Below are 24,564 nucleotides of genomic sequence, written 5' to 3'. Positions count from 1 at the left end.
CATGGCGGAAAATCCCGCCAACCGGAGCGCGAAAGCAGTGAACAATCCGCAGGGGCCGGTTATCAACCATCTCCAGCGGTCAGAAGAAGCGCTCGCGCACATAGAGCGTGTCGCCGGGTAGAACCTGATCTGATATCGTCACGCGGCCTGTAATGCTTTCACCGTTGAATTGCCGGGTGATATCAACGTCGCTCTGTTGCGCTCGCGGCGTGAACCCGCCCGCCGCGGCGATTGCTTTCTGCGCCGTCATGCCGGGGACGTAGGAGTACTGACCTGCTGCGCCAACTTCGCCCATGACGAAGATCGGCCGGTAACGATCGATTTCCACGGCTACATCCGGATTGCGCAAATAGCCCTTGCGCAGCTTGGCTGCCACATCGGCTTCGATCTGCTGGATCGTCTTTCCGCGGGCAGGGACACTGCCGATAAGCGGAACCGATATATATCCAGCCTGATCAACGCTGTACGTGTTGGTAATACCTTCCTGCTCGAAGACCGTCAGGCGAATGCGATCACCCGCATCAAGCATGTAGGGCTTGTTGATGGCTTCGTTAAACGCTTCCGGGGCTGGCCGGTAACTGGCGCAGCCGCCGAGCGTCATGGAGAGGACGCCAATGGCCACCAGTAAGATCTGCTTGCTGAACACGTCTTGAACCCTAACAAAATGTGTCTTCTCGATTCTTGTCGGGATTATCAGTTCATTAGGGTTAATGGCTGGTAAAGCATCGATGAAATAGGCATTGGTGCACACGCTCAGGTTGAAACCAGTCGATTCTTAACTCGCTGGTTACCATAGGCGTTTACCATTATGCTATTCGTGTTGGAGTGTTCTGAATGCCTGGGGCGAGCTCGGTCGGTACCGATGTAGACATTGATATAGGCGCTTTGTTCGCCAGCCTGTGGCGTAACCGGCTACGGATCATTCTCGGTTCGCTGCTGTTGACGGCGTTGGCATTTCTCGTTCTGTCGCTGGTTTCGCCCAAATATCACGCTGAAACCCGCATTCTCATTGAGACGCGCGAGTCGGTCTTTACCCGCCCGGCAAATCAACAAGGCGCGGATGATCGGCCCATCCTCGATCAGGAAGGTATCAATAGCCAGGTCGAGCTCGTCGGCTCTTCGGATCTCTTGAAGCGCGTCATCACCAAGCTCGATCTTGGCAAGAACGAAGAATTGTCTGCCGGTGCAGAACCTTCGGCGCTGTCACGGCTCTTTGGGACTGTCGGAATCGGCAAAAACCCGGAGGAAGAGACGAGGGACGATTATATCCTGCAGGCGCTGCGGGACCGCCTTCTTGTTTATAGCGTTCAGAACTCCCGTGTCATTGTCATTCAGTTTTCGTCCAAGGATCCGGTACTGGCCGCCTCTGTTGCCAATGCTATCGCTGATGAATATGTCGCGACCCAGCAAGCATCGAAGTCGCAGTCGAATGAAGATGCGACTGGCTGGCTGCAGCCGGAAATCGCCGACCTCAGCAAACGCGTGAAAGACGCAGAGGCGAAAGTCGCGGCCTATCGCAGTTCATCCGATCTGTTGATCGGCCAGAACAACGCAGTCCTGGCGACCCAGCAGCTTTCGGAACTGTCTTCCGAACTGTCACGCGTGCGGGCCAACAGGGCTGCGAGCAAAGCCAAGGCAGAAAGTGTCCGGTCAGCTCTGGCCAAGGGCGCGGCGGCGGAGACGCTTCCAGAGGTAATTGCTTCTCCCTTGATCCAGCGACTGCGTGAGCGCCAGGTGCAGCTCAACAATGATATCGCCGACCAGTCGGCGGCCTTGCTCAGTGGCCATCCGCGCATCAAGGCCTTGCGCTCGCAGCTCGCCGACCTCAACAACCAGATCCGGCTTGAGGCACGCAAGGTTCTCGCCAGTCTGGAAAACGAGGCGCAGACGGCGCGGATGCGTGAGACAGAATTGATGCGTTCTCTCAATGAGTTGAAGGCGCAATCGTCCAAAGCAGGCGAAGAAGAGGTCGAGTTGCGGGCGCTGGAGCGTGAAGCCACGGCGCAGCGGCAATTGCTGGAATCATACCTCACGCGTTATCGCGAAGCCTCATCCCGTACCGACCGCGATTCACTACCGGCAGATGCGCGGATCTTCTCCCGCGCCGACCGGCCGATCGAGCCGTACTTCCCCAAGAAGATCCCGATGACCATTGCAGCCTTCGTTGCTTCACTGCTGCTTTTGAGCATCGGTACGTTGTTGCGTGCGCTGTTCAGCGGCGAGGCGCTGCGTCCGGCCTATGCGGCGGGGCCCGCCTTTGCCCAGGACGTGGCTGTTGAGCCTGCTCCCGCCGAACGCGTGGTCGAACCGATAGCGGTGGCCGAAGTGGAAGGTCCGGAGCCTTCGAAGGATGTTGCGGTCGACCCGCACGCAGTATCGGCGCCGTCGACGGATGACGCAGTGGCCGCAACCCTGTCCATTGCGGCCGATCATTCCGGTATCGCCAATGTTGCCGACCGCCTGATGGCGAGCGGCGCAGCACGTGCCGTCGTGGTGTCGCCGGAAGGCGACGAGGCGTCGGCGCTGACGATCCTGCTGGTGCGCGAACTGGCCGACCGGGGCGTGCGCGTCATTCTCATAGATATGACCGGCTCTGGTGAAATTGGTCGTTCGATGATGGATGACAAGGATTTGCCCGGCATCACCAATCTTCTCGTGTCCGACAAACACTTCAGCGATGTCATTCATGCGGATCATTACTCTAACGCGGAAGTCATTCCCCTTGGAAACCACGACCCGGCAAAGGCCATGCAATCGGTCGGGCGCTTGCCAATGATCCTCAATGCCCTGCAATCTGCGTATGATCTGGTCGTGGTCGATAGCGGCCCTGCGACAGTCTCGGAATTGAAGCACCTTCTTGCCGAGGGAACGGAACTCATTCTTGGCGTGGTAAACCCTGACGATCCCGACGTTGCCGCAACGGCAAAAGCCGTGTTTGACGCCAAACTGCTGGAGCCTGAATTGCTCACGCCCTTCAGCAAGGAGCATTTTCGCCTCCATTCTGGCAAGATTGTCCGAACGGCTTAGGTTGTGATGCAATCCTTCGTCAGGCCGGTTTGGGCCACGCCCAATAGGTTTTTGGGTTGGCGATTGTGCGGCTTCCTCCTGCCAGAAATAGGCCGCAAATGGAGCGGATGCCCGCCCAGACGTACAAAAAAGAATTGAGTCTTGATACCAGGGTGAACCACGTTATCGTGTGAGCTTGTAGGCCTGGGCTGTCGGTATGCTGGATAAAAAAGCAACCGCAACAAGGAGTCCCGCAAGAATTCCCAAAGTGAAACCCACTGCAGTGCGGTACTGGAATCATAATGGGACATCTCCCATTCCTTAGCGGTGACCCTTCGCTTTTTTGCCGCGAAAAGTCCGAAGAAAATGATCGGGAATATGAACATGCCGACGAGTATAAGGGCATAATTCGAAGCCACACCGCGCTCGCTGGAGATCGGCACCGGCTTGTCTGCTACTGCGTGTTATTGCATTTCGGTTCCATCATGAGGGTTTTCTGACCCAAAATGCATGGCAATCAACGCTTTCCAAAGAGGCGCGAGCGGGCTTTCTTGACTCTCGCCCAGACAGCACCATTCTGTTTGATCGCCCGCACCAGCTTGCTACGTGCGCCCAGATAGGAAGCGAATATCCTGCCCTTGATTGTGAGGCTGATATCAGTGTCGTAGGTCGCAACCTCGATGTCACTCCAGCTGCGTTTATAGGGTTCGTCGCCAATGCCGAAACTGTAGATCGCAAGGTCGGTCTTGCAACTGTCCTGAATGTCTTCGAAAAACAGGAATTCGCCTGGGCTTGCGTTGACGAGTTCATCCTCGGCTATACCAATGAAATCGATGAAGGTCTGGCCCCTGGCGTAGGATTTTCCAACAACCGCCCGGTATTGTCCGTTCACTTCAAGCGCCTTCAGCTGGAATCGCGGCGAAGCCGAGGACGTTTCCTTTGCAAAAAGACGATGGAAGAAATCCTTGATCCCCGCTGGTTCGTAGGTGTTCTTTATGCCGGCCTTGGCAAGACGTTTCGCCTTCCAGGCGAAATAGTTGTCGAGCATGGTTCTCGTCTCGGATGGCGAGTTTCCCGCGACGATGCGATATCCGCCAGCTTCCTTGAAACGCCGCGTGTTTTGCCGGTGCTTCTTCTTTTTTCGCTTGGCATTGTTGCGGCCAAGCACAACCTCGAAGTTGCGGTCGAGTGTAATCGCCAGGCTAACATTGGCGTTCTCCCGGCTTGCGAGCTGGAGGAGGGGATTGGCCACCCCGTCAAGTGCACGGAGTTGCCGGGTGAGCGAAATGAGATCGATATCCGGCCGTGCCTGGTGCAGTGCTTCGGATAGGACAGCAAGGTCATCACGTGCAACTTGATGCGCAAGCGACAATGCAGGGAAATTGCAGTTGGCGTGCGGTCCCCCGACAAAGAGAGCCATACGGACCAGGCCCCTTTGCATAATCTCCAGCGGAAGCAGAAGAACGGGCTCGTCCCCGACAAGGAGCGCTGCGACGAGGCAATCCGGATTGACTGATGCCTGCCAAAAGGAAAACCAGTCAGCGGTCTGCGCAGGACCCCCAAGAAAAGCGTCCCCGAGCCCTGGCCACATTTCTTTGGCTTCAACTGCGCTGCTGATGATTTTTGCTTTTAACGAAGGAAAAGCCATTGCGGTGTCCAAGTGGAGAAGGGGTAAAATGCGGCGGGGATTCGTTGATCAACCTTATTTAAATGATTAGGTTGCATGACTTGATAAGCACAAACCTCCGATTATCTTTGAATAGTGCAAATTGGTGAAGGAATGGTCCACGCGGCCGACTTGATACGAAAGGCCGTGATGAGACTGGCTTGGCACAGCGGTTTCGCGTCAAGCACGCGTGACCGTTTTGGCGGTCGGTTCGATTATCATGCTGCACCGTGTCCGACCCGATTGCATCAGCCCACTCGGGGTCACACGCTCACTGTCGATCACTCCGGATTTTCTGGATCAGATTCTTGTCTCATTGAAATCCGAGGGCACGGAAATCGTGTCCATGGACGAGATGGCTGAACGCGTCAAAGCGGGTGCTCGTCACAACCGTCGATTTGCCGCTGTCACACTCGATGATGGCTACAACGACAATCTGAATCACGCCTGGCCGGTTTTCCAGAAGCACAATATACCTTTCACCGTCTATGCAGCCCCCGGCCTCATCGAAGGAGCGGCCGTTCTGTGGTGGGAGGTTGTGGAAAAGCTTGTCGCCAAGGCGACGATTGTCAAAGTGCCGGGCGGTCCCGAATGGCGTTGCGGCTCGCTCTTTCAGAAACGTGCGGCTTTCCATGGGCTGATGCGTTATTTTTCCTATACGTTGACCGAGCTGGAGCAACTACCGGTGCTGCGGGAGATGTGCGCAGCCGAAGACATGATCTGCGGGGTTTCCGTCGATCAGGATGTGATGGCCTGGAAGGAATTGCGCCAGATCGCCGGCGATCGGCTCTGCACGATCGGCGCGCATACCGTCCACCACTACAACCTTAAGAAGCTGACCGCGGGGATGGTCTCGCAGGAGATGCGGCTGTCTGCAGACATGCTTGAAGAGAAGCTCGGTAAACGCCCCGCGCATTTTGCCTATCCATATGGTTCGGCCAAGGCGGCGGGGAAGCGCGAGGCGGAGATTGCCGCAGATGAAGGCTTTGTCTCTGCTGTCACCACGCGGCACGGCACGATCCAGGTCGAACATCGCGCCAATCTCCACGCTCTGCCGCGCATTTCCATCAATGGCCGCTTCCAGAAACTGGTTTATGCACAAACGATGATGAGTGGTGTGACAACGCCGATTGCGAATGCCGGCCGGCGGGTTGTGCAGGCCTGAAAAAGCCCTTCAGGGAAGTAGCTGGCGAGGTTTTCGAGAACCGGAGCGCAGTGGACATTGCACTCGCCCAGGCAGCCTTCTCAGGCCTTCTTCTTGGGCGGCTTTTCCATCCAGCTGATGATGAACATGGCTGGTACGACCCAGAGAATGCCTGTGCCGAAGAAATAGATGAGGTGGATCCACGGGCTGGCGTTGCCGAGCAGCGCCACGGCAAAAATCGTCGCGACGATTGCATAGACGCAGACCAGTGCCACGAGCAGAAATGTTCCGATGAGTTTCTTGAGCCTTACGGGCATTGCGTCATCCATTCTCTAGGTCCTGACCCTCGCTTCAGTGCCACCCTCTACCCGTTAACGTCTCCAGCGGAAAGCAAAAAAGCCCCCTTGGCGCTATAAACGCGACGGCGTGTCGCGTGATATCTCCTTGTCACGGATCATCTTATGCTGCACCTATCCGCTCGATACAGGAGTGTTCTGCATGGCCGCCCAGACAATTTCCGAAGGCACGATCGCCTCGGTTCAGGATCGCGAAGCCCGAAATCGCCAATATCTCCGCATCTGGCTCTATCTGGTGCTGATGGTGCTCGCGACCATCGTCATCGTTGGCGGCGCCACGCGCATGACGGGCTCAGGCCTCTCCATTACCGAATGGAAGCCCATCCACGGCATCATCCCGCCGCTCGGCCACGACCAGTGGATGGAAGAATTCGATAAATACCAGCAGATCCCGCAATACCAGCGGCTGAACAAGGGCATGAGCCTTGCCGAATTCCAGCAGATTTTCTGGTGGGAATGGGTGCACCGGTTTCTCGCGCGCGGCGTTGGCTTCCTGGTGGCGTTGCCGCTTGCCTTTTTCTGGCTGACCGGCCGGCTTGAACGCCGGTTGAAGCCGCGCATGGTCGGCATTCTGGCGCTGGGCGGTCTGCAGGGAGCCGTAGGCTGGTGGATGGTCGCTTCCGGTCTCGTCGACCGCGTTGACGTCAGCCAGTACCGGTTGGCCACCCATCTGACACTGGCCTGCTTCATTTTCGCGGCCGTCATGTATGTGGCGCGCGGCCTGACCGTTTATTCCGGAGCACCCGCCGATCGCCAGATCCAGCGCTTTGCCGGCTGGTTTGTCGTCTGTGTCTTCATCCAGATCTATCTCGGTGCGCTTGTCGCAGGTCTTGATGCAGGGCTCTCCTACAATACCTGGCCTCTGATGGATGGGACGGTCGTTCCCGGCGATCTCTTCCCGATTCAGCCGATCTGGCACAACTTCTTCGAGAACCCGAAGACCGTGCAATTCGTGCATCGCTGTTTTGCCTATTTCGTTTTCGCCGTTGCCATCTGGCAGGCCATATCGACCATGCGACAGGCTCCCGGCACCACCCATGCGCGCCGCGCTGTCCTGCTTGCAGTTCTGGTTGCGCTGCAGGCAGCGATCGGCATCACGACGCTGCTGATGCAGGTGCCAATCGGTCTCGGCCTGCTTCATCAGGGCTTTGCAATTGTCCTCCTTGGCTTTTCGGTTGCGCACTGGCGCGCAACCAAGGGCAGCTATCCGCTTGAAACAGAGGTTGTTTCCGGCCGGTAACTGTTATTCCCGAAAGACTCGGTGTAGTGCTGCTCAGCCACTTAGAGAGGCGGGCAGGCCACTGGAAACCAACAAGATGATCTTAAGTGCGAGACGCTCACTGGCCGCCGTTACGGGTCTGGGCGTCACGCAAATCGTCAGCTATGGCACCCTTTATTACAGCTTCAGCATCCTCGCGCCGGCCATGGGCCAGGAGTTCAGTCAGTCACGCGAGCGGCTGTTCGCTGCCTTCTCCGGTACGCTTCTGATCGGCGGGATGATTTCTCTCTGGTCGGGCCGCTGGGCCGACCGCTTCGGGGCAGGGCGCGTCATGACCCTCGGCTCGCTGGCGGCTGCACTCTCCCTGCTCCTCTGCGCGTTCTCACCCAATTGGGGATTGTTCGCGCCTGCATTGGTGACGACGGGCATCGCCACGCCTTTCATTCTCTACAACACGGCATTTGCCGTTCTCGTCCAGATCGATCCGCAATCGGCCCCGCGCCGCATCACTTATCTGACGCTGATAGCCGGCTTTTCCTCGACCTTGTTCTGGCCGCTGGCGACAAAGCTGCTCACATTGCTTACATGGCGCGAAATCTACCTGCTTTATGCCGGGCTCCAGTTTCTCGTCTGTTTTCCGATTCATCTCTGGTTATCGCGGATGACCCGTCGCTCGCCCATGATCAAGCCGGAAACCGCACATGAACCTGCCGCCGCCAGCGGAGGCACACTCGCTCAGCCAAGCCGCAAGCCGGCACTTATCCTCATCGCGACGGGTTTTTCGTTCGCAAGTTTCGCGCTATCCGCCATGCTCGTGCACCTGGTGCCAGTGCTCGGCGCGGTTGGTCTCGGCACGTCGGCTGTCGTGGTCGGCACCATTTTCGGGCCATCGCAGTTCGCGAGCCGTCTGGTCAACATCATCATTGGCAACAGGCTCTCTGCAATTGCGGTAGCAATCCTGTCGACCACATTGATCCCACTGGCATTCCTGATGCTTCTCCTGCCGCCGCCAGTGCCGCTTATCGCAGGCGCGATCCTCTTTGCCATGCTCTTTGGCATGGGGTCGGGGCTCAATAGCATCGTGCAGGGCACATTGCCGCTCGCTCTCTTCGGCCATCAGGGCTATGGCGAAATTCTCGGCAAGATCACTGCGGCGCGCCTGATCGTCTCGTCCACCGCGCCCTTCATTTTCGCGTTCATCCTGGAACAGTTCGGTCCGCACATCGCGCTGTCGATCGCGGCCTTCGTCGGCTTGCTCGGCGTGGTCACCTTTATTGTGGTTGCAGGTCTGGTGAAGCGTTCAACCGATAGTGTCTAGGACTTTCCGGATTGCCGCGGCCACGCCGAGGCTGCGCGCCGACTCGTCGTAATTCTCGTCCTCGTCATGCCATGATGCCGAAAGGCAGGCATGCGCCATGCCAAAGCCTAGGATGGTTTTGATATCGCGGTTGAATGCCTGCGAGAAAGTCTGTGCCATCGAAGCGATACGGCTCTCGCAGGCGCGTAGATCATCGCGGTTCAGCGGGTTGTAGAACATGTTGGCGGCGTCATACGTCGGATCGCCGATCAGGCCCTTGGGATCGATGACAAGCCAGCCGCGCTCCCCGTAGAGTACGTTCTCATGATGAAGATCGCCGTGCAGCGGCTGAACATCGTGCTGATCGTTCAACAATGCGTCGACGAGCTTCGCCGCTTCGACAAACTGGCTTTGCACGCCGCGTTTCGGGTCCGTCCCGGCCTTTTTGAACAAGCTTGCGAACATTGTCCGCAGCGGTATGAGATCAGGCGGACCCGGCAGGCTCGCCTGTTTGGTCTCCAACAACCTCAAGAACACACCGACGAAGATTTGCGTCGCCGCATCGTCGCCATGCTCATTGAGGTGATCAAGCAGGGTGCGTGCACCCGCAAACTCAAGCAGCAGATTGTTGTCGGATTGCGCAAGCAGGCGGATGCAGCCATTGCCCCGGTGCCATTCGAGATAATGCGTGCCGCCGCCCAGCTCTTCGCGCATGCCAAGCGGCGTCAGGTGCTTGATCACGGCAGCTTCGCCGCTCTCGAGCCGTACCTTGACGATCCGGCTGGTGACGGTTTCAGCAATCAGTTCGGGGAAGGAGACTTTCCACTCGGGCGGTAAAGTCTCCGCTATCGCATCAAGCATAATCTGGAGACCTTAGAGAATTCAGCCGGATCAGCGTTTCACACATTCAGCGCGCCCAGAGCTGAGTCACTTCCTTGTAGTCATAAACTATGCTGTCGGCATGGACGAGAATCATTCCATCTGTTCGCGCCTGGGCTACGTGCATCCGGTCAAACGGATCAGGATGAGCCCAATCGAGGTGACCGGCAATCTCGGGCGTGGTATGGAAAGCGGTAAAAATCCATTCCAATCGATTGCGTTCTGAGCAGAACCGGTAAGGCGCAGCTTGCCTTTGGCGCTTTTGATGGCAATTTCCCAGATTGAAGCCGCGCTGACGTAGATTTGGTTGTCAGGGTTGGCAATTACAGCGCGGGTTGCAGATCCGAGTTGTTAGGAGCAGCACATGTGTATAGAGCAGCAAGTTCATGGCAGGTTGCCATCGAACAAGCCTGCAATCTCCGGGTCCACTGCATCGAATTCTTCCGCGATGTACGAAATCCCCAGCGCATGGGCACGCTGGCGCTGGCTAGTCCTGCCCCAACATGAGATCGAGGTTCTGCACCGCTGCTCCCGACGCACCCTTGCCAAGATTGTCGAGCAGGGCCACGAGATTGACCTGACCCTGACCCTCAGTGCCGAAAACGTAGAGCCTCATGATGTCGGTATCACGCAGCTCTTCTGGATCGAGACGCGGCAACATGGCGCTTTCGGCAAGCGGCACCACCTGCACGACGTTCTGGCCCTCGTAATGGGCAGTCAGCGCCGCGTGAATATCCTGCATCGATGCATTGCCATTGAGCTCGTCCGTGAACAGCGGCACCTGCACAATCATGCCTTGCGGAAAACGTCCGACGCTCGGGCTGAAGATCGGCTTGCGCTCGAGATGCCCGTGCATCTGCAGCTCGGGCACATGCTTGTGCTTGAGCGGCATCGCATAAAGGAAATGGTTGGCCGCGATGTGCTCCGGGCTATCCGCATTCTCCATCTGCGCGATCATCTGCTTGCCGCCGCCGGTATAGCCGGAAACCGCGTTCACAGTGACCGGATAGTCTCCAGGCAGGATCCCTGCATCACGCAAGGGTCTGACCAGCGAGATCGCGCCTGTCGGATAGCAGCCGGGATTGGCGACGAGCCGGGCATCGATGATTTTCTGCCGCTGGGCACGGTCGAGTTCGGCAAAGCCATAGGCCCAGTCCGGATGCACACGATGCGCCGTCGACGTGTCGATGATCTTTGTCGAGTTGTGACCTTCGAGGATTGACACCGCTTCCTTCGATGCATCGTCCGGCAGGCAGAGGATGGCAACGTCCGCCTCCTTCAGGAAGTCGGCGCGCAGCTCCTTGTTGCGCCGCTCGGCTTCCGGAATTGAGAGAACGTCGAGATCATCGCGATCGGCAAGCCGCGTCCGGATCTGCAGGCCAGTGGTGCCGTGTTCGCCGTCGATGAAAATTTTCGGTTTCATGTAAATGTCCCTGGGAAGCTTGGAATTCAAATGGTTGGCGCTAGAACCGGATTCAACACATAAGAATGTTGAATCAAATTGCTAGCTTCGCCGCTTTTGATTTCTTTTCCGCCAGAATACCAAGATAATACATCGCGATTGTGGCACCGGCGATTGCCGTCACGTCCGCATGATCATAGGCTGGTGCAACTTCTACCACATCCGCGCCGACGATGTTGAGTTCGGTCAGATGCCGTAGCACGGAGAGGATCTTCGCGGAGGACGGACCACCGGCGACAGGAGTTCCGGTTCCCGGTGCGAACGCGGGATCGAGGCAATCGATGTCGAAAGTAAGGTAAATCGGTCTTCCGGCGGTTCGCATGATGATCTGCTTGGCGATCTCCGCAGCGGACAGTTCCTCGACCTCATAGCCATAGACGATCTTCAAACCGCAATCGTCCGGCGCATGAGTACGGATGCCAACCTGGATCGAGTGGGCCGGATCAATGACGCCGTCATGTGCCGCACGGCCGACGAAGGAGCCATGGTCGATGCGTTTGCCGTCATCGTACCAGGTGTCCTGATGTGCATCGAACTGCACCAGCGCCACCGGCCCATGTTTCGCCGCATGCGCCTTGAGGATTGGCCAGGTGACGAAGTGATCGCCGCCGAGAGACAGCAGAAAGGCGCCGGATTTGATGATCTTTGCGGCTTCCCGCTCGATCGTTGCCGGGGTCTTCTGGTGGTTGCCGTAATCGAGCAGGCAATCGCCGTAGTCGATCACCGCCAGGTTGGCAAAAAGATCGCGCTGGAACGGATATTGCGGGTCATTGTCGAAAATCGCCGACGCACGGCGTATCGCCTGCGGGCCAAACCGCGCGCCCGGCCGGTTGGAAACAGCTGCATCGAACGGAATGCCCCAGACCACAGCTTCGGCGCCGTTCAGGTTCTTCGTATAACGCCTGCGCATGAAGGAGAGCGCGCCCGCATGGGTTGGATCAGTCGCCGCACTGGTCAATGCGCGCGCTGTAAAGGCGTGGTCTATGGACTTCGATGGCATTGGATTTCCGCTCCAGGGATTACATCAAATTCGCGACGCTTATCTCCCCCTTATGGGGGAGAAAGATTTTCTAAGGGTTTAGCCCTTGCTAAATCCATAGAAAATCCAAGAGAAGGGATACTTCAATCTGTCAAAGCCCCTCTCTTGCGATTTCTATGCTGAAATCGCTTTCCCTCCCACAAGGGAGAGATAGCCCGCAGCACCGAACAGCTTGGTCTTGCATCCAGATTTGGGCGTGAAGCTATCTCAAACTGGACACCGCGCAACAAAAAAGCGGACCCGATGGCCCGCTTTTTGTTCTTGTCCAACTGAAGCGTGAAATTAGCGCTTCGAGAACTGGAACGAACGACGGGCCTTCGCCTTGCCGTACTTCTTGCGTTCGACAACGCGGCTGTCGCGTGTCAGGAAGCCGCCCTTCTTCAGAACGCCGCGCAGGGCAGGTTCGAAATAGGTGAGGGCCTTGGAGATGCCGTGACGAACGGCACCAGCCTGACCGGACAGACCACCACCGGCAACGGTAGCGATGATGTCGTACTGGCCGGCGCGGTTGGCAGCAACGATTGGCTGCTGCAGGATCATCTGTAGAACCGGACGGGCGAAATACTGGCCGTATTCCTTTTCGTTGATGACGATCTTGCCGGAACCTGGCTTGATCCAGACGCGGGCGACCGCGTCCTTGCGCTTGCCGGTTGCATAGGCGCGGCCCTTGGCATCAAGCTTCTGGACGTGAACCGGTGCAGCAGCCTGCGTCGTTGCGGCAACAGTGCCGAGATCTGCGAGCGAGTTGAGCTCAGCCATTCTTATGCGCTCCTTTTGTTCTTGGCATTCAGCGCGCCGACGTCGAGGACTTCGGGGGACTGAGCTTCATGCGGATGGTTGGAACCAGCGTAAACGCGCAGGTTCTTCATCTGGCGACGGCCGAGCGGGCCACGCGGAACCATGCGCTCTACAGCCTTTTCAACGACGCGTTCCGGGAAACGGCCTTCGAGCAGCTGACGCGCAGTGCGTTCCTTGATGCCGCCGGGATGACCGGTGTGCCAGTAGTAAACCTTGTCGGTAAATTTCTTACCGGTGAAGACAACCTTGTCGGCATTGATGATGATGACATTGTCGCCATCGTCCACATGCGGGGTGAAGGTTGCTTTGTGCTTGCCGCGCAGACGGTTTGCAACGAGGGTGGCGAGACGGCCGACGACGAGACCTTCGGCGTCAATCAGGATCCACTTTTTCGTCACTTCTGCCGGCTTCTGAGAGAAGGTAGCCATTGTGTTCGTCCTTGAGATCATCCTTCACAAAGGAAGGCTTTTCTTGTTGCTTGGGTTATGCAGATCGTTAAAATCCGCATAACAATGAAAAACGGCGGGAAACTCCCACCGCAGTCGAGGGTTTCAATAAAGACGCAAGCCCTGCTCGTCAAGTGACGATTTTTTGACAATATCAAAAATAACCTAACAAATACAATGGATTGCTGAAAAGGTATTATATTACCACAATCATTCCGGTCCATTTCGGTTGGCAGAAGGCCCGACAATGCCGATTTTCCTCATGCGGTCCGCCGAACATAGGTTTGCCCCAATCCGGGTGTCGATTTAGAACTATTGTAAACTGGAGCTCCCTGCGATGCCCTCCCAAGCCTATTCGTCGTCCCAGAAGGCTTTGCATTGGATCTTGTTCGTCCTGGTAGTCGGCCTTTATGGTCTCACCTATGGCGGCGATTTCTTTCCACGCGGTGATCCCAACAGAGGCGCCGTCTGGTGGCTTCATATATCGTTCGGATTGTTGCTCGCTGCACTGCTGATTGTTCGCGTTGCCTTACGATTCGTGCGGGGCGCGCCGGAGCTGCCAGCTTCAATGAGCGTCATCGAAAAGCGGGTAGCCAGAGCCGGCCATTTGGCACTGTACGGCCTTCTGATCATAATCCCGATCTTGGGTATTCTGCTCACATGGTTCCGGGGTGATGCCCTGACTTTCTTCGGCCTGTTCACGATACCGGATCCGTTCCAACCGGATCGCCCGACAGCCGGTTTCATCAGGGAATTGCATGGCCTGGCCGCCAACGGCATTCTTATCCTCGCTGGACTGCACGCATTGGCTGCACTTTGGCATTACTTCGTCAGGAAGGACGACGTCTTGCAGCGTATGCTCCCCGAGCGGTCGACAACGACGATATGAACATCGGCCGGCGCAAACAGCGCTAGCGCAGACGTGCTAGCCGGGCGCAGGCCAAACAGGCATCTGGTCAGTGTTCAGCGCGCGAACCATGTGCGGTGACAATTGCGTCCGCTTCCTTGCCGTACAACTCCTCGAAATGATCGAAGGCTTTGGAAAAGTAACCGATACCCTGTGTCGCCGACCGGAGCGAACGCGCCAGTTCGTCAAGCACGGCTCCCGGAATGAGAGCCCGGAATATATCCCATCCTTTCGCGCTTTCGTCTCGGTCGAAGCCTAGAACCTGGCCTTTGAACGAGGAGACGATAGGCACGAGGCTGCCCGAATAGATGGAGGGAATGTGGATGTCGACGCGGAATATCGGTTGCATCAGCACGGCCGAGGCCTGGGCGAGGGCATCCCGCACGCCCATTTTGCCCGCGGCTCGAAACGCAAATTCCGAACTGTCGACGGAATGGTGCTGACCATCGGTCAGCATTACGCCGACATCGATGACCGGAAGTCCCAGCGGGCCTTTTTCCATCGCTTCACGCGCTCCTGCCTCGACTGCAGGAATGAAGTTGCGCGGAACGGCACCACCCTTGACGGTTTCGGCAAAGCTGAAACCATCGCCGCGACTATTGGGGTGTACGCTCAGTTTCACGTCGGCAAATTGACCGGCGCCGCCCGTCTGCTTGCGATGCCGGTAGTGCACGTCCGATGATTTGGATATGGTTTCCCGGTACACCGGGTTGGGCGGTCTATCCGTAACGTCGACATGAAAGACTTCCGACAAAGTCTTGCAAATATCGCGTAAATGCACCGGCCCCTGGACGCAGATCAGTTGCGCGCCGGTCCCTTCTTCCTGACTGGCCTTCAGACCGCGATCCGTCTCGGCGAGCTTTGCCAGGGTTTCGGAGAGCTTGGTTTCATCGCGTTCGCTGGCCGGCACCAATATTCGCTCCAGCATCGGCGTCGGTGGCGCCGTCCATTCCGGTGCTGCAAGGGCAGCATCGGTCGTTAGCAGCGCCGGGACGGGCAGGTGGTCTGACTTGACTGTGGCGAATACTGTACCGGACTCTACGACACCCGCCGCACTGGGTTTGCCATTGCCCGGGTCCTGCACAGGACCCAGCCGGGCGCCGCCGAGAAGCGCGCCCTGTTTGAGCCCATCACCAAGCGCCCGGACCAGCACGGTCTTGCCGACATTCTGGCGATGATAGGCATGGAAGCTCACACCTGCCAGAGCGTTCGCCTTGCTGCCCTCGGCAAGGCGCTCGCGCAGTGCCTCGACCGGTGGCGCCTCATGGCGGAGCGCCTTCATCAGTCGCATGATGCCGTTGCTATGGCTTGCTGCGCCGACGAGAACCGGAATGATCTTGTTTTCTCGCAGGACCCGCGATGAGATGGCAAAGATCGCATCGCTGGGCGGTTCGCGATCTTCGATGAGTTCCTCCAGCAGCCAGTCGTCGAATTCCGAAAGATGCTCAAGGAGCTCCGAGCGTGCCTCGTGCTCACGCTCGACGACATCCGTCGGGATCTCGATCAGTGCCGAGGTCTGGCCTTCGCGGTAACGCCAGGCGCGCTCCGAGATCAGATCGCAGCTGCCCACGATCTTGTCGCCTTCGCGGATGGGAATCTGCCGCAGCAGCAGCGTGTGACTGGCATAGTCCTGAAGCGCGGCGATGACGTCTCTCAACCGTCCCCTCGGTTCATCCATGCGGTTGACGAAGAGGATGCATGGCGTTCCCGATGCCTCGATCACCCGCAGATAGGGCGCGGCAAGCACGGCTTCTTCCGGAACGGGCGAAACACAGAGGATACAGGCATCGCTCGCCAGGAGGGCATGCTGTGCATGGGCGAGAGCTTCGCCCGATCCAGGCGTATCCAGGGCGCACCAGGCTTCTTTGCCGAACTCGAACTCTGTGAGGCCCAATCCATATGGAGAGACAGATTTTCGCGGTGGCCCTTCAAGCGAGCCGAGCTTTTCGACGAGCGTTGATTTTCCGGTTTGCGAAGGTCCCAGTACGGTAAAGCAGCGCATGGCGTTCCTCCCTCTGCCACGAACATAAATCTTTACCACCAACATGCCCCAGACCGGCGCGAAGCGCCAGAGATGGCTTGCGTTTCTTGCACATTTGCAGAGCCAAGCCTGCGCGCAAACCGGCTACGCTGCGGCTCGTACGCGGCTCGCCGTGCGCAATTGTGCAAAAATGATTCCGTGAACGATCAGATAGAGCGGCACCAGTACCGTCGGTATCATCGACCAGGGCAGCGTCTGTATGGCGTCCGACCCCACGCCGCTCTTGATGAGCTGCAGGATGAAGCCGTTGAAGGAGATCGTGCCGAGGCCAACCGCTACCACCAGGTCGAGGAGGCCGAACACGTTCCAAGCAAAGATGCTGCCGCCAATACTGTTGCCACGACGGGCAACGGCAACGGCGAGGGGCAGGGCAGCAACGCCGGTAATCACATCGCCCCAGCCGGCAGAAATCGGAAACGGTCCGTCCAGCCTCCCGGCCGCGGCCAGAAACAGGAAGAATGCGCCGAGAACCCGGCTGACATTCAGGCTGATCAGCAAAGGCATCGGCAAGGCCAGCAGCGCTGAGCGCATGGCTGGCCAGACTTGCCACGCGATCGCGATCACCAGCACCGGAAGCACAACCATGACACCAATAATCGGTACCTTCAGGCCAAGCGCGCCGCCAAAGGCGCCGGCGGCCGCAAGCGAGACCTGCAACCCGATCCAGAGCCCGGCGATGCCCGCGACGATCAGCTTGGCGGATGAAGAAATTCGCAAAACGTTCACCAGCCCATTCAGAATCAAAATTGCGGCCGCCGTGAGCAGCACGCCACCAAAGAAATCCAGAACCATGTCATTCTCCTATAAGTGTATATACACGTTCGCGGATAAGTTCGGACCCTGTGCTTCTTGAAATCAGTCTGCCGATGCCTCCGCCTGCGCGGCTTTCCAGGCAGGCAGGGCAGCCTTGGCGGCGGCCCAGCCCTTTGGGGTCAAGGTGACATCGCGCTCGCGTCCATCTTTGCCCGGCGTGACTGTAACGAGCCGACGATCGCTGACCAAGGCGAGGTTGCGCGTCAGTGTCGTTCGCTCAACGCCCAGACGTTCTGCCAGGTCGTTCATCGTTGTTGGGCCGCCAAGGATCAACGCCGTCAAGAGTGAGTACTGGTTTATCGTCAGCTCGAACGGTCGTAATTTCTCGTCAAACAGCCGCGTCAATCGCTGCGCGCGGCTCCTCGCTGCAAGACAAATGCAATCTCGGCATTCGGCGAAATCAAGGGCACTGGTCATAGTATATGTGTATATACACTTGTACCGAATGTCAAGCAAAGATCCCCATCCAGTCGACTGAACGCGTTCGATCCGTTTACTCCAGAGTGCTGTAATGCATCCCCGGTATAGCTGCTGTAAGATATGCATTGGAGTCCGTCGCGCTCCGGGAAGGACTGGACATGGAGCGCCGTCTTGCAGCTGTCCTGATTGCCGATGTCGCCGGTTATGGCCGCCTGAGCCAGATCGACGAGGAGGGGACGCGCGCCCGTTTCCAGGGCGATCTGCAGGATGTGTTCGAGCCCAAGATCGCCAAACACCACGGTCGGCTGGTCAAGACCATGGGTGACGGTCTGTTGGTCGAGTTCCACAGCGTGGTCGATGCCTTGCGTTGCGCGATCGACGTGCAGCGGCAGAAGGCGAGGCGAAATGCTCTGGCGTCGCCCGCACAGCGGCTCGATTTCCGCATTGGCGTCAATCTAGGCGACATCATCGTCGAGGGGGAAGACATCCATGGCGACGGCGTCAATATTGCCGACCGCATACAGGCGCTGGCCGAGCCCGGAGGCATTGCCATATCCGGATCGGCCTACGATCAGGTGAAATCAAAGCTTCCAGTCGGCTATGTCTCGCTTGGCGAGCAGAAGGCCAAGAGCATCGCCGAGCCGATCCGGGTGTACCGCGTCGTGCTTGATCCGTCAGCGGCGGGCAGGACGACCGGCGCGCCGCGAAGTCTGCGTCGCTGGCGTGTGCCGGTCGCTGCGGCGGCTCTCATCGCCTTACTGTTGGCGGGCGCCGCATTCTGGTGGCAGCCATGGACGTTTTTCCAGCCATCTGCGCCGGTTGGGCGGTTCGCCTATCCGCTACCGGACAAGCCGTCCGTCGCGGTGCTGCCTTTCATCAATGTCAGTGGGGATTCTGAACATGACCACCTGGCGGAAGGGTTGACAGATGATCTCATCACCGAGCTATCCAAGGTCTCCGGCCTGTTTGTGATCGCGCGCCATTCCGTTTTCGCAATTCGGGATACCGCCGGCAAAATTCAGGATGTGGCCGCGGAGCTGGGCGTTCATTACGTTCTGGAAGGCACGTTGCAGCGGGCCGACAGCAGGCTGCGGATCAACGTCAAACTGATCGACGCTGTCACAGGCCTTTCTCTCTGGGCTGAGCGCTACGATCGGCAATATACCGATCTCTTTGCGGTCCAGGACGACGTCATCGCCAAGATCATTTCGGCTCTGGAAGTGAAACTCAGCGAAGGCGAGCGCGACCAGCTGGCGCGGATACCGACCGACAATCTGGAGGCCTACGACTACTATATGCGGGCGGAACAGGAGGGGTTTTTCTACAGCGACGTCGCTACTTACCGCCGAACCCTGTCATTTTACCAGAAGGCAATCGATCTCGACCCGAACTTTGCCAATGCCCATGCGGGGATTGCCCGCGTCGCTGTCGACGTCTGGCGCAATGATTACAATTATCTCTGGTCTGCTGCTGTGGCGCGAAAGATTGCCTACGACGCCGCCGGGCAGGCCTTGAAGCTCGACCCCAACAATGCCCGGGCGCACACCGTGCTTGCCCTGCTGCAGCTGGTCGACGGCCGCGAAGTCGAGGCGAGGGCGTCTGCCAACAGGGCAGTGGCGGCACAGCCGAACGACGCCGAGGCGGTCGCTAATCTTGCTCTGATACTGGCCCAGACCGGCAGCCGGGCACAGGCGGTCACCGAAATGGAGAGGGCATTGCGGCTCGACCCTTCGCCGCCGCCGAGCTTCCAGCTACTGGCCGGGATCGTTTTCTATACGGCGCGCGAGAATGAACGGGCGATACCACTCATGGAAGCAGCACGCGATGGCCTGCCGAAAGCTGAGCCTGCGCGTGAATATCTGACAGCTGCCTATATTTACCGGGGCGACCATGCGCGCGGCGTACAGGAAAAGGCAAAATTGCTGGAACTGTTTCCGGACACCAACCTGACCTACTACAGCTACCTCTACGACTACTGGCGTGACGACGATCTCAAATACCACCTGACGGGCCTGCGAGAGGCTGGCATGCCCGAATGGCCATTCGGCTTTGAAGGAAAAGCCGCCGATCAGCTTAATGGGGCGGACCTTCAGAATTTGATCAACGACAAGACCTGGAAGGGCAAGCACAAGAACGGTACGGGGTTTGTCCAATATTTCGACAAGGCCGGTAACACGGCCTATCGCAGCGCGAACACGAATATTACCGGTACAGCGTCGATTCAGGGCAACCGCCTCTGCGAGACGTTCGGTGGCTATTTTCGCGATCGCACGGTGTGCGGCTTTGTCTACCGCAACACGACCGCCGAGGAACGTGACGCGCAATATATTCACGTCACGCCTCAAGCCTTGGAGTTCTTTTCCCTGAGCAACTCATGAGAGGGAATGAAAGCGCCGATCTTCCCAATGTGCGGGAGAATGCCGGCTCAGCACCTTAGCCAAGTGCTGGTAATCGCAAGAGAGGGGATATCGGTGGTGCGAAGTACCCCCTCTCTCGGATTTTCCAGGGATCTAACAATGGCGCCAAATCCAAGAAAATCGCTTTCTCTCCCGCAAGTGGAGAGAGTATCGACATCAGCCGTCTAATTGGCGGGTGCCTGCCAGTTCTTGTCGAGTTTCTCGGTGACGAGCGTTTGTTCGACTTCGGACCAGTGCTTCTGCGAATTGGCAAGTTTGGTCGGGTTCTTTTCAAAACCGTCGGCAGCCCCCGGGTCGTAGCTTATGTAGAGCTTGCCTTCGATGATCCGCCAGGCTTTCGGGTCAACATTAGTGGTGACCGTTCCGGACGAAACGCCGTCAGCGCAGTAACCGCCATATTGCGGTGCGTATTTCCCCGGATCACCGACAAAGAGGTCGCGATTTTCGGCGCTGGCGAAATGCCAGGTCGCGCCGAGCCAATGGTAGGAATATTTTGGCGATCCCTCTACCGCCTCGTGCTGGGTGAAATAGGCCACCGGATCGTAACCCTTGATTGCGACGTCACCAAAATATCCGGTATTGACCGGCTCTTCGGCCATGGCAGGCTGAACGAACGAGACCAGCATCGCCATGGCACCGACGGCGGCGGCGCTCCGCAACGCGCGTTTCAGTTTATTCTCAGACATTGCATTCCTCCATTTTCCGGGCTCGGACCGTGCTGCAACGAAATGTCATTTTCGTTTCGTGCATTCGGTGTAGAGCCACTGGCCAACAAGTTCGGCTTTCTGGCAGACAGCGCCCGCCTTGATCAGCAGCTCCGCTGCATCCCAATGTTCACGCCACCCAGCCTGGCTGAGGGGCGTGTAGCCGTTCCGTTCCGTTGCTTCGACGTCTGCCTTGTTTGCCAATAGAAAAGCGACGACATCCGCATGGCCTTCTTCGGCCGCCGCATGCAGCGGCGACATGTGATAAAAGTTCTTGTTGTCATTCACTGCCGCGCCCTTTGCGACGAGCAGCTTTACGACCTCGAGATTGCCGCCATAGGCCGCTGCGTGCAGCGCCGTCAGTCCGCCCTTGTTGCGGACCTCGATGTCAGATCCGCGTTCAAGAAGAACTGCGACGACGTCGGCGTGGCCCGTAAGCGAGGCAATCAGCAGAGGCGGCTCGCCAGCGTCGTCAGGCTCGACCACGCTGACACCCTGGTCCAGCAGCTGCTTCGTGCGGCCGATATCACCATCTCTGGCGGCATCATGCAGGGGACCAGCCAAGGCGGCCGAGGCCCCGAACGTGGCGGCAAAAACGCAAGCGCAAAGAATATTCATTACCGCTCACCTTCGGTTTTACGCGACAGAACTGTATTGAAATCGGCCCGAAACTACCACGCGGCGGCACCATTGCCAATTAACCCAATGGGGTGACCACCGTCGGACATGGGTGCGCGGCGGCAAATCCGCAGCGTCGGCAATTATTGCGGATACGTCACCTGCTGCTGTTGCTGCTGTTGCTGTTGCGGCATCTGTTGCTGCTGTTGTTGTTGCTGGACAGCAACCTGCGAGATATCCGCCAATTCCTGTCGTGATATTGAGACAAGGTTGTCGCCCAGACGCCTTAGTTCTGCGTTCGGGGGCGAACTTGAGGCGACGAGCACGTCCAGCGTGTGACCTACTGCAATCATGACGCGGGCAAATTCGGAGCTTTCGACCCCGATCAGGTCCTTCCTGTAGAGGTTCCAAAACCGTTGCAGATCGTCGGGAACCGGCCTGCTTCCCGAAGTCAGTCGTTGGACGAGATCGGTCGTTTCCCTGTAAAGCCCCAATTTTTTTGCCGATCGGACTGCTGTCCGCCCACGCGATCACGTCGTATTGTCCTTTTCCATTGGCCGTTCTCCTCAATTGGATCGAACGCACCCATTTGCTTCCGGATCCGGGACGCCCATCCTTCGCTTTCAGCCCCTGACCGTTCTCACCGGTGTGCTGAATCGCCCATTTGACCGGAATCCACGTCGTACCAACCCGGGACATGACTGTCAGTCTTTGAGCAGGCGCGCGCAATGTCTGGGTGTTGCCTGACCCAACCCTTCAAGGCGATCCACGCGGGGCTTTCTGCGAATGAAACTGTGTAAAGCCGGCCCGCAATGGGAATGCCAAATTCCCGGGCCACGATTTCTACGTCCTCATCGGTAAATAGTGGCAGCGGGATGAGCGGTTCATTGTGCTTGCAGATGGCATAATACCGTCTGCCCATGCCTTTTGAGAGGAGGAGCGATCTTCCAAGCGGAGCGCCGCGACCAAATGTTCGATTTTCGAGGAGCTTCACGAACGGGCCATCCGCATATACGGACCCCGCAAAAATTCGGCCACAGATTTCAACCCTATGGAATTCGTGTCTGTCCGGCATCCTGTTCTCCTGTGGTAGTTTAAGGATCTGACGCAGGTACGCTTTAAGAACACGGCGAATCGCCTGTCGGCAACTACGATAATGATCACGTTTTCAGTTGGTCACATCCCCCTTCAGGGTGATGATCATCTGGATGCCGGCATTTCGACGAAACGAATTTCCGTCATCCTACGCCGCGCGCTCCAGCGGCGGCGCAGTCCACTTGCCGTCGAGCGCTGCTTCTTTCGGCCAGTAGAGGCGCATGGCCATAACAAAGGCCTCCTTCGGTGCAGGCAGCCAGTTTGGTTCCTTGTCTTTGCCGGGTGACTCATTCTGGATATAGAGCGTCAGGCCGCCATGGGGGTCCTTCACCAGTTGCGGTAGCATCGGCGAGTTGATGAGGTAACGGTTGATCGGATTGGCGACGAGCAGGCTCTGCGGCAACTTGTACATGGTCAGCGACCAGAAGGCTTTGACAGGCGGCAGCTGACCCGGCGCGAAGCGCACGGTATACTGGTGGGCGCCGTCCAGCTTCTGCCCACCGGAATCGATGGCATAGAACGGATACATCGCTTCCTGCTTCGAATTGCCTCCAATGCCGAGCTTGGCGCCCGCCATGCGGTAAAGGTAGTTGTTCTTCAGATACTTACGTGTGCCGAACAGATCGCCGGCGGTCACTTTCCCGGTATCGATTTTCTCTTTCTCCAAATTCTTCAAAGCAGCCCAGGCGTCGGCCATTCCCTGCTCGATGGCGGTTTTCATTTCGGGCGAGAGCTTGCTCGCGTCGAAGGTCTTCCCGGCCCCAACTCCGATCTTGGCAAACCTTGCCATTAGTTTCGTTTCGGACGGGTCGGTCGGGCAGTATTGCAAGATGAAGTTCAGGATGTTGAAAAACTCGGGCGATTTCATCTCTTCGTCCGGTGTCAGCGGCTTGACGAAATCAATGGCAGGCGCAGCTTTTGGTGCGAGCTTGCCGAGGAATTTGGACAGCGGTTCTGCCTTGTATCCGGCCTGGACTTTCTTGACGTTATCGAGATCATCCGGATTGAAAAGCTGCGTGCGATAGGCGGCCCATATAAATTCGGTCTCCGCGCGGATCACTTTCTTCACGCCCTTGGGCGTCTTGCCATTCCAGCCGGGCCCGGCGACCAGGAAGCTGCCGCCATCATTGCCGGTCGCCCGGCTACCGACATAGGCAAAGTTGAAGGTATACGCATCAATGAACTGAACGCTGAAATAGCGATCCTTTTCAATTGGCGGCACGGTAAGCACCATCGTTTCGGTGCGCAGGTCCAGACCGAGCCACGAATAGGGCGTATCCGAGTTGGGCGTTTGGATCGCCGTGTCGGCCGGCGTATAGACACGCGGAGTATTGATGATCTGGTTCCACGGCCCCTTGTATTCAGGATTTTTGGTGTCCACGAAATAGGCGTGCTGGATGCGGTAACTGTCCACCATCGGGAAGCCATAGATATAGGCCTCCTTGGCAATGGCGCGGGCCTCTTCGGGGGCGACCGCTGTTTGGGCCCCTGCCGCCGTTAGCCTGAAAGCCGGGATCAGCGCGATCCCGCAGACGAAACTTCTGCGTGTTATGGCCGTCATGCTTATGTCCTCCCCGTTTCAATGTTCCTGGTTTCAGTCAGTGAATTCCCGTTGGAAGGTGACAACAAGTACGTAACAGTTACTTCGCGGCAGGGATGTCGATGAATATGCACAATGGCCTGGACTTCGTCGGCGAGCATCCTGATGGGCAACTCCTCTCGCCTGATGCATATCCGGCACGCTGGAAGTACAATTCTTACTCCAAAAGCAGTAGCCGCTCTCTGTTCGTATATGTTTTACAAGAAATAAATACGCCTAATTCAGAATAGTACCAACACTAACCATGATCGTTTCTTGCATCGTAAGTTAATGTAGGCTGACCTTTAGTAATATTTGGCAGAAATTGGGCGAAATAAAAACACGGAGGGGAATATGCCATTAGACACAAAACGAAATTCACCACACAGCCGAGCGCGACGTCACTTTCTCGGTGTGGTTGCGGCGATGGCCGCTACGGCGGGGACGGTTGCGTCTTCGCCAGCGCAAGCCATGGGAAGGAAGTGGTGGAGAAAACACGGCAGCCAGGACGCGCCTAGTCGTGGCCCCAAGGGTGGTGATCAGAATTGTTTCCTGCGCGGCACCTCTATCATGACCGCGAACGGCGAGGTTCGCATTGAAGATATTCAGATCGGTGATCTGGTTGAAACGGTGCGCGGCAAAGCCGTGGCGGTCAAAT

Annotated in this window: 22 protein-coding genes; 6 read left to right on the top strand and 16 right to left on the bottom strand. The window is 57.6% G+C overall.

All coding sequences use genetic code 11. The annotated features are described in order from the left end of the window. Window positions 1-79 precede the first annotated feature (79 nt). The gene (locus tag AAAC48_RS24920; protein WP_340656774.1) at window positions 80-601 is read right to left on the bottom strand and encodes a polysaccharide biosynthesis/export family protein; all 522 of its coding nucleotides are present in this window, start codon (window positions 599-601) and stop codon (window positions 80-82) included. A 233-nt stretch (window positions 602-834) separates the two neighbouring features. Here AAAC48_RS24920 and AAAC48_RS24915 point away from each other — a divergent pair, with 233 nt between their 5' ends. Beyond that, complete coding sequence (locus AAAC48_RS24915; protein ID WP_340656772.1) at window positions 835-3,027, top strand: Wzz/FepE/Etk N-terminal domain-containing protein; 2,193 nt, start codon at window positions 835-837, stop codon at window positions 3,025-3,027. A 496-nt stretch (window positions 3,028-3,523) separates the two neighbouring features. Here AAAC48_RS24915 and AAAC48_RS24910 read toward each other — a convergent pair whose 3' ends face one another. Continuing rightward, window positions 3,524-4,654 carry a GNAT family N-acetyltransferase gene (locus AAAC48_RS24910; RefSeq protein ID WP_340656771.1) on the bottom strand — a complete coding sequence of 377 codons (1,131 nt, stop codon included), beginning with the start codon at window positions 4,652-4,654 and terminating at the stop codon, window positions 3,524-3,526. 208 nt (window positions 4,655-4,862) lie between these two features. Here AAAC48_RS24910 and AAAC48_RS24905 point away from each other — a divergent pair, with 208 nt between their 5' ends. Further along, window positions 4,863-5,837 carry a polysaccharide deacetylase family protein gene (locus AAAC48_RS24905; RefSeq protein WP_340656770.1) on the top strand — a complete coding sequence of 325 codons (975 nt, stop codon included), beginning with the start codon at window positions 4,863-4,865 and terminating at the stop codon, window positions 5,835-5,837. 80 nt (window positions 5,838-5,917) lie between these two features. Here the strand turns inward: AAAC48_RS24905 and AAAC48_RS24900 are convergent, their stop codons facing one another. Beyond that, window positions 5,918-6,133 carry a DUF2842 domain-containing protein gene (locus AAAC48_RS24900; protein WP_340656773.1) on the bottom strand — a complete coding sequence of 72 codons (216 nt, stop codon included), beginning with the start codon at window positions 6,131-6,133 and terminating at the stop codon, window positions 5,918-5,920. 181 nt (window positions 6,134-6,314) lie between these two features. On the opposite strand from AAAC48_RS24900, the gene AAAC48_RS24895 reads away from it, so the two are divergent. Together AAAC48_RS24895 and arsK are read left to right on the top strand one after the other, a co-directional pair. Further along, a complete protein-coding gene (locus AAAC48_RS24895; RefSeq protein ID WP_340656769.1) occupies window positions 6,315-7,412 on the top strand; it encodes a COX15/CtaA family protein in 1,098 nt (365 codons plus the stop codon). A gap of 76 nt (window positions 7,413-7,488) precedes the next feature. After that, on the top strand, window positions 7,489-8,709 hold the full coding sequence (gene arsK / locus AAAC48_RS24890) for an arsenite efflux MFS transporter ArsK (protein WP_340656768.1): 1,221 nt from the start codon (window positions 7,489-7,491) through the stop codon (window positions 8,707-8,709). Here the strand turns inward: arsK and AAAC48_RS24885 are convergent. The 5 genes from AAAC48_RS24885 to rplM all read right to left on the bottom strand — a co-directional run bounded on the left by AAAC48_RS24885 (window position 8,692) and on the right by rplM (window position 13,294). Then, window positions 8,692-9,549, bottom strand: a complete 858-nt coding sequence (locus AAAC48_RS24885; RefSeq protein ID WP_340656767.1) for an aminoglycoside phosphotransferase family protein — start codon at window positions 9,547-9,549, stop codon at window positions 8,692-8,694. The genes arsK and AAAC48_RS24885 overlap by 18 nt on opposite strands. 505 nt (window positions 9,550-10,054) lie before the next feature. After that, entirely contained in the window at window positions 10,055-10,990 is a 936-nt protein-coding gene (gene argC, locus AAAC48_RS24880; protein WP_340656766.1) for an N-acetyl-gamma-glutamyl-phosphate reductase, read from the bottom strand. A gap of 73 nt (window positions 10,991-11,063) precedes the next feature. Further along, the gene (speB, locus tag AAAC48_RS24875; RefSeq protein ID WP_340656765.1) at window positions 11,064-12,029 is read right to left on the bottom strand and encodes an agmatinase; all 966 of its coding nucleotides are present in this window, start codon (window positions 12,027-12,029) and stop codon (window positions 11,064-11,066) included. A gap of 321 nt (window positions 12,030-12,350) precedes the next feature. Then, the gene (rpsI, locus tag AAAC48_RS24870; protein WP_340656764.1) at window positions 12,351-12,827 is read right to left on the bottom strand and encodes a 30S ribosomal protein S9; all 477 of its coding nucleotides are present in this window, start codon (window positions 12,825-12,827) and stop codon (window positions 12,351-12,353) included. A 2-nt stretch (window positions 12,828-12,829) separates the two neighbouring features. Continuing rightward, a complete protein-coding gene (gene rplM / locus AAAC48_RS24865) occupies window positions 12,830-13,294 on the bottom strand; it encodes a 50S ribosomal protein L13 (protein ID WP_340656763.1) in 465 nt (154 codons plus the stop codon). A gap of 355 nt (window positions 13,295-13,649) precedes the next feature. Here rplM and AAAC48_RS24860 point away from each other — a divergent pair, with 355 nt between their 5' ends. Further along, window positions 13,650-14,201 (top strand): cytochrome b, encoded by a 552-nt coding sequence (locus AAAC48_RS24860; protein WP_340656762.1) that lies wholly within the window; start codon window positions 13,650-13,652, stop codon window positions 14,199-14,201. A 67-nt stretch (window positions 14,202-14,268) separates the two neighbouring features. Here the strand turns inward: AAAC48_RS24860 and AAAC48_RS24855 are convergent, their stop codons facing one another. The 3 genes from AAAC48_RS24855 to AAAC48_RS24845 form a co-directional block, all read right to left on the bottom strand. Further along, window positions 14,269-16,221: an elongation factor G gene (locus tag AAAC48_RS24855; RefSeq protein WP_340656761.1), complete on the bottom strand. Its 1,953-nt coding sequence runs from the start codon at window positions 16,219-16,221 to the stop codon at window positions 14,269-14,271. Between the two features lie 123 nt (window positions 16,222-16,344). After that, window positions 16,345-17,052, bottom strand: a complete 708-nt coding sequence (locus tag AAAC48_RS24850) for a hypothetical protein (protein WP_340656760.1) — start codon at window positions 17,050-17,052, stop codon at window positions 16,345-16,347. 63 nt (window positions 17,053-17,115) lie between these two features. Continuing rightward, a complete protein-coding gene (locus AAAC48_RS24845; protein ID WP_340656759.1) occupies window positions 17,116-17,418 on the bottom strand; it encodes a MarR family transcriptional regulator in 303 nt (100 codons plus the stop codon). 233 nt (window positions 17,419-17,651) lie between these two features. Here AAAC48_RS24845 and AAAC48_RS24840 point away from each other — a divergent pair, with 233 nt between their 5' ends. Next, entirely contained in the window at window positions 17,652-19,871 is a 2,220-nt protein-coding gene (locus tag AAAC48_RS24840; protein WP_340656758.1) for an adenylate/guanylate cyclase domain-containing protein, read from the top strand. A gap of 203 nt (window positions 19,872-20,074) precedes the next feature. Here AAAC48_RS24840 and AAAC48_RS24835 read toward each other — a convergent pair whose 3' ends face one another. From AAAC48_RS24835 to AAAC48_RS24815, 5 genes are all read right to left on the bottom strand, one after another. Continuing rightward, on the bottom strand, window positions 20,075-20,596 hold the full coding sequence (locus tag AAAC48_RS24835; protein WP_340656757.1) for a YHS domain-containing (seleno)protein: 522 nt from the start codon (window positions 20,594-20,596) through the stop codon (window positions 20,075-20,077). 45 nt (window positions 20,597-20,641) lie between these two features. Continuing rightward, window positions 20,642-21,232, bottom strand: a complete 591-nt coding sequence (locus AAAC48_RS24830) for an ankyrin repeat domain-containing protein (RefSeq protein WP_340656756.1) — start codon at window positions 21,230-21,232, stop codon at window positions 20,642-20,644. Between the two features lie 143 nt (window positions 21,233-21,375). Then, window positions 21,376-21,726 (bottom strand): hypothetical protein, encoded by a 351-nt coding sequence (locus tag AAAC48_RS24825; RefSeq protein WP_340656755.1) that lies wholly within the window; start codon window positions 21,724-21,726, stop codon window positions 21,376-21,378. A gap of 749 nt (window positions 21,727-22,475) precedes the next feature. Then, on the bottom strand, window positions 22,476-23,888 hold the full coding sequence (locus AAAC48_RS24820; RefSeq protein ID WP_340656754.1) for a DUF1254 domain-containing protein: 1,413 nt from the start codon (window positions 23,886-23,888) through the stop codon (window positions 22,476-22,478). Between the two features lie 396 nt (window positions 23,889-24,284). Further along, on the bottom strand, window positions 24,285-24,564 hold a 280-nt coding region (locus AAAC48_RS24815), incomplete at its 5' end, for a hypothetical protein (RefSeq protein WP_340656753.1).

The sequence above is a fragment of the Phyllobacterium sp. genome (assembly GCF_037994405.1).
Lineage (GTDB): Bacteria > Pseudomonadota > Alphaproteobacteria > Rhizobiales > Rhizobiaceae > Phyllobacterium.
This window is presented reverse-complemented; position numbering and strand designations above follow the sequence as displayed.

Coding starts and splice junctions, on each gene's coding strand:
- speB (WP_340656765.1), bottom strand. CDS start 12,029: ATGCCATCGAAGTCCATAGACCACGCCTTTACAGCGCGCGCATTGACC.
- arsK (WP_340656768.1), top strand. CDS start 7,489: ATGATCTTAAGTGCGAGACGCTCACTGGCCGCCGTTACGGGTCTGGGC.
- rplM (WP_340656763.1), bottom strand. CDS start 13,294: ATGGCTACCTTCTCTCAGAAGCCGGCAGAAGTGACGAAAAAGTGGATC.
- AAAC48_RS24860 (WP_340656762.1), top strand. CDS start 13,650: ATGCCCTCCCAAGCCTATTCGTCGTCCCAGAAGGCTTTGCATTGGATC.
- AAAC48_RS24850 (WP_340656760.1), bottom strand. CDS start 17,052: ATGGTTCTGGATTTCTTTGGTGGCGTGCTGCTCACGGCGGCCGCAATT.
- rpsI (WP_340656764.1), bottom strand. CDS start 12,827: ATGGCTGAGCTCAACTCGCTCGCAGATCTCGGCACTGTTGCCGCAACG.
- AAAC48_RS24885 (WP_340656767.1), bottom strand. CDS start 9,549: ATGCTTGATGCGATAGCGGAGACTTTACCGCCCGAGTGGAAAGTCTCC.
- argC (WP_340656766.1), bottom strand. CDS start 10,990: ATGAAACCGAAAATTTTCATCGACGGCGAACACGGCACCACTGGCCTG.
- AAAC48_RS24910 (WP_340656771.1), bottom strand. CDS start 4,654: ATGGCTTTTCCTTCGTTAAAAGCAAAAATCATCAGCAGCGCAGTTGAA.
- AAAC48_RS24900 (WP_340656773.1), bottom strand. CDS start 6,133: ATGCCCGTAAGGCTCAAGAAACTCATCGGAACATTTCTGCTCGTGGCA.
- AAAC48_RS24920 (WP_340656774.1), bottom strand. CDS start 601: ATGACGCTCGGCGGCTGCGCCAGTTACCGGCCAGCCCCGGAAGCGTTT.
- AAAC48_RS24835 (WP_340656757.1), bottom strand. CDS start 20,596: ATGTCTGAGAATAAACTGAAACGCGCGTTGCGGAGCGCCGCCGCCGTC.
- AAAC48_RS24915 (WP_340656772.1), top strand. CDS start 835: ATGCCTGGGGCGAGCTCGGTCGGTACCGATGTAGACATTGATATAGGC.
- AAAC48_RS24840 (WP_340656758.1), top strand. CDS start 17,652: ATGGAGCGCCGTCTTGCAGCTGTCCTGATTGCCGATGTCGCCGGTTAT.
- AAAC48_RS24855 (WP_340656761.1), bottom strand. CDS start 16,221: ATGCGCTGCTTTACCGTACTGGGACCTTCGCAAACCGGAAAATCAACG.
- AAAC48_RS24830 (WP_340656756.1), bottom strand. CDS start 21,232: ATGAATATTCTTTGCGCTTGCGTTTTTGCCGCCACGTTCGGGGCCTCG.
- AAAC48_RS24895 (WP_340656769.1), top strand. CDS start 6,315: ATGGCCGCCCAGACAATTTCCGAAGGCACGATCGCCTCGGTTCAGGAT.
- AAAC48_RS24820 (WP_340656754.1), bottom strand. CDS start 23,888: ATGACGGCCATAACACGCAGAAGTTTCGTCTGCGGGATCGCGCTGATC.